This is a genomic window from Streptomyces beigongshangae, from assembly GCF_019710745.1.
Lineage (GTDB): Bacteria > Actinomycetota > Actinomycetes > Streptomycetales > Streptomycetaceae > Streptomyces > Streptomyces beigongshangae.
Genome location: NZ_JAHKJW010000140.1, coordinates 1 through 4,008 on the forward strand (window position 1 = coordinate 1; position 4,008 = coordinate 4,008).

A 4,008-nucleotide genomic window follows, 5' to 3' on the forward strand; every position below is an offset into this window, starting at 1 on the left:
CCTGGGCACCTACACCGAACTGCCCTCCTCCAACCCCGCCGTCCTCGCCTTCCTGCGGGAGTACAAGGACGACCTGGTGCTGTGCGTGCACAACTTCTCGCGCTTCCCCCAGCCGACCGAACTCGATCTGCAGACCTTCGGCGGACGCCACCCCGTCGAGCTCATCGGCGGCGTCCGCTTCCCCGCCATCGGCGAACTGCCCTACCTCCTCACCCTCGCCGGCCACGGCTTCTACTGGTTCCGCCTCCGCAAGGACGCGATCTAGTACTCCATCTCGAAAACCCTGCTCACGGGGCGGCGTCCGGCGGCAGGCCGGACGCCGCCCCTTCCCCAGGGGGAACCGATGAGGAATTCCGAGATCGAAAAATCAGATGACAAGATCACAATTACCGATCAGGTGGTCATCGACTCGGGCCATGACGGGATGCGGGGCCAGGAAACTGGATGCGGGGCCAGGAAAGCGGCGAGGCGCACTTCGCCCGGGCCCGGCAGGAAGCCATGCGCGGCCAGCAAGTGTTGATCAAAGAAACCACACAGAGTAGCCAGCCGGTCATGGAAAAGCTGCGGCTTCTCCTGCGAAAACTTTCTTTCCGGAGCCAGAGCGCCGGCTGAGCTCCGGTGGGAGGGGTGCCCGCTTCCAGCGGACGCCCCTTCCGCCACGCGGACCCCTCCCTCCCCGTGGACGCGGGCACGGCCACCGTCGACGGGCCGCCCGCACAGGAGGACCGCACAGGAGGACCGCGCAGGAGGCCGCGATCCGGGGCCGGAGCACGGGACGGCGGGCAGAACGGACAGCGGGGCGGTTTCCTCCGCCCTGGCCTGGGCACGCGTAGGGAACACCCCGATCTCCGGGCCAGACTCCGGGTAAAGGACGCCACGCCATGTCCGAAGCTGTCACCCGCCCAGTGCCCTCCGCCTCCCGGAGCGCCGGCCTCCTCGCGTCCCTCGAACCACTGCTGCGCGAGTGGCTTCCGCGGCAGCGCTGGTTCGCGGGCAAGGGCCGCCCCGTCACCGGGTTCTCCCTGGTCTCGGTGACGGAAGTGCTGCCGGTCGACTCCCGGCAGGGGCTGCTCCACCTGCTCGTACGGGCCCACCAGCCGCTCGTGCCGACGCAGAGCGCCCCCTCCCATCCCGGCGACTGCTACCAGCTGCTCCTGGGGGTGCGCGAAACGCTGCCGCCCCAGCTGGCGCCCGCGCTGATCGGCCGCCCCGCCGAGGGACCCCTGGCCGGGCGGGCCGTGTACGAGGCGCTGTACGACCCCCGGCCCGCCGACGTCCTCCTGGAGGCCCTGCGCGGCGGGGCGCGCATCGGCGAGCTGCGCTTCGAGCGGGACACCCGGCAGGAGATCCGGGGCGACCTGGCGCCGCGCCTGGTCACGGCCGAGCAGTCGAATTCCTCGCTGGTCTATGGAGATACGTTCATCCTGAAGCTCCTGCGCAGGATCGTGCCGGGGGTGAACCCCGATCTGGAGCTGCCGCTGGCACTGTCCCGCGAGGGCTGTCCGCGGGTTCCGGCACCGGCCGGCTGGATGCTCGCCGACCTGGCCGGCGAGTCGTACGTCCTGGGGGTCCTGCAGCCCTTCCTCCGGGGTGCCACCGACGGCTGGGAGTTCGCGCTGCGCGCACTCGCCGGGGGCGAGGACTTCAGCGCCGAGGCGCGGGCGCTCGGCCGGGCCACGGCCGAGGTGCACATGGCGCTGGCCCGGGCACTGCCCGTGGTCACCCTGGGGCACGGACAGATGCGACTGCTCACGGACGGCATGACCGAGCGGCTGGAGGCGGCCGTGCAGGCGGTGCCCGCGCTGCGGCCGTACGCGCCCGGCCTGCGCTCCGCCTTCGACGCGCTGGCCGATCTGGCGGGCGAGGGCCACACGTGGACGGCCCAGCGCATACACGGGGACCTGCACCTGGGCCAGTGCCTGCGCTCGCCGTCCGGCTCCTGGTCGATGATCGACTTCGAGGGCGAGCCCTCCAAGTCGCTCGCCGAACGGCGCCTGCCCCAGCCGGTCGCGCGGGACGTGGCCGGCATGCTCCGCTCCTTCGACTACGCCGCGCACTCGCTTCCGCCGGTCCCCGGTTCCACCGGCCCGCAGGACACCGGCCCGTCCGCCGTGCCAGGCTGGGCCGACGCGTGCCGGGCCGCTTTCTGTTCCGGGTACGCCGAGGTCGGCGGCGGCGATCCCCGGATGGATCCGGTGCTGCTGCGCGCCTACGAGACCGACAAGGCCGTCTACGAGGTCGTGTACGAGGCGCGGCACCGGCCCGACTGGCTGCCCGTGCCGATGTCGGCGGTCGCCCGCCTCGCCCGGCCCGAACCGTCCTGACCCCCGCTCATCCGATCCACTCCGCCGAGGAGGCTCCACCCGTGACGCCCCGCCCGAACCCGCCCGCCAAGAAGCCGAAGAGCTCGAAGGCCAAGGCAAAGGCCACGGCCACGGCCACGGCCGCCGAGAGTGCCGCGGCCACAACCGCCGACAGGGCGAAGGCCGAGCCCGCGGACAAGGACGTACGGACCGGACCCACGGAGCCCGCACCGGTCCCGGAACCCGGGACGGCCCCGGTCCCCGGACCGGTCGCGGACGGCCCGCCGTCCGCGGGACCCGCGCCTGCCGCGGAACCCCTGCCCGACACGGAGACCGGGACGACCCCGGAAACCGCGCCGGTCCCGGACGGCGCGCCGTCCGCGGAGACCGGGGCGGCCGCGGGCCCCGTACCGGGGACGGAGACCGGCCCGGTGGGGGCGGGTGTCGTGCCGGCGGCCGGTGTCGGCACCGGTTCCGGCACCGGAACCGGTTCCGGTGCCGGAACCGGTGCCGGTGCCGTTCAGGAAGTGCGGTCGGTGGCCGTGCTCGACCGTGCCGACCGGGAACGGCTGCTCGGGGGCGCCCACCACGATCCGCACTCCGTGCTCGGGGCCCACCCCGTGCCCGGCGGCGTGGTCTTCCGGGCGCTGCGGCCGTACGCGCTCTCCGTGAGCGTCGTCGCCGACGGGCTGCGGGCCCCGCTGGACGACGAGGGCGACGGGTTCTTCTCCGCCGTGCTGCCGCTGCGCGAGGTGCCGCCGTACCGGCTGTCCGTGGAATACGAAGGAGCCGTGCACGACACCGAGGACGCGTACCGCTTCCTGCCCACGCTCGGCGACCTCGATCTGCACCTGTTCGGGGAGGGACGGCACGAGCAGCTGTGGAAGGTCCTCGGCGCGGAGCCGATGGAGCACCAGGGCGTGGCGGGCACCCGTTTCTCGGTCTGGGCGCCGAACGCCCGCGGTGTCCGGGTCGCCGGCACCTTCAACTTCTGGGACGCGACCGCGTTCCCGATGCGGTCGCTGGGCTCCTCCGGCGTGTGGGAGCTGTTCGCCCCCGGCATCGGCGAGGGGGAGCTCTACAAGTTCGAGATCACCAAGTCCGACGGGACGAAGACGCTGCGCGCCGACCCGATGGCCCGGCGCACGGAGCTGCCGCCCGCCACGTCCTCCGTCATCCACTCCTCGCACCACGAGTGGCAGGACCAGGAGTGGATGGCGCGCCGGGCCGAGCGGCCCGCGCACCAGGCCCCGTTCTCCGTGTACGAGCTGCACCTCGCCTCCTGGCGGCCGGGCCTGACCTACCGCGAGCTGGCCGAGCAGCTGCCCCGCTACATCTCCGACCTCGGCTTCACCCACGTGGAGCTGATGCCGGTCGCCGAGCACCCCTTCGGCGGCTCCTGGGGCTACCAGGTCACCGGCTTCTACGCGCCCACCGCGCGACTGGGCACCCCGGACGACTTCAAGTACCTCGTCGACGCCCTGCACCGGGCCGGCATCGGCGTGATCATGGACTGGGTCCCCGCGCACTTCCCCCGGGACGAGTGGGCGCTGGCCGAGTTCGACGGGCGTCCGCTGTACGAGCACGAGGACCCGCTGCGGGCCGCGCACCCCGACTGGGGAACCCTGGAGTTCGACTACGGCCGGCGGGAGGTGCGCAACTTCCTCGTCGCCAACGCCGTGTACTGGTGCGAGGAGTTCCACAT

General features: G+C 72.9%; 4 protein-coding genes. All 4 read left to right on the plus strand.

The window, feature by feature from the left end:
- The coding region (locus KM933_RS38380; protein ID WP_221362173.1) for an alpha-glucosidase C-terminal domain-containing protein at positions 1 to 265 on the plus strand (265 nt) is incomplete at its 5' end.
- A gap of 179 nt (positions 266 to 444) precedes the next feature.
- On the plus strand, positions 445 to 612 hold the full coding sequence (locus KM933_RS38385) for a hypothetical protein (protein ID WP_221362175.1): 168 nt from the start codon (positions 445 to 447) through the stop codon (positions 610 to 612).
- 269 nt (positions 613 to 881) lie between these two features.
- Positions 882 to 2,324 carry a maltokinase N-terminal cap-like domain-containing protein gene (locus KM933_RS38390; RefSeq protein ID WP_221362177.1) on the plus strand — a complete coding sequence of 481 codons (1,443 nt, stop codon included), beginning with the start codon at positions 882 to 884 and terminating at the stop codon, positions 2,322 to 2,324.
- Positions 2,325 to 2,365: 41 nt separating this feature from the next.
- A partial coding sequence (gene glgB / locus KM933_RS38395) for a 1,4-alpha-glucan branching enzyme (protein ID WP_308013682.1) occupies positions 2,366 to 4,008 on the plus strand: 1,643 nt, incomplete at its 3' end.

Excerpts from the sequence above, each read along its gene's own strand:
- KM933_RS38390 (WP_221362177.1), top strand. The coding sequence starts at position 882 with ATGTCCGAAGCTGTCACCCGCCCAGTGCCCTCCGCCTCCCGGAGCGCC.
- KM933_RS38385 (WP_221362175.1), top strand. The coding sequence starts at position 445 with ATGCGGGGCCAGGAAAGCGGCGAGGCGCACTTCGCCCGGGCCCGGCAG.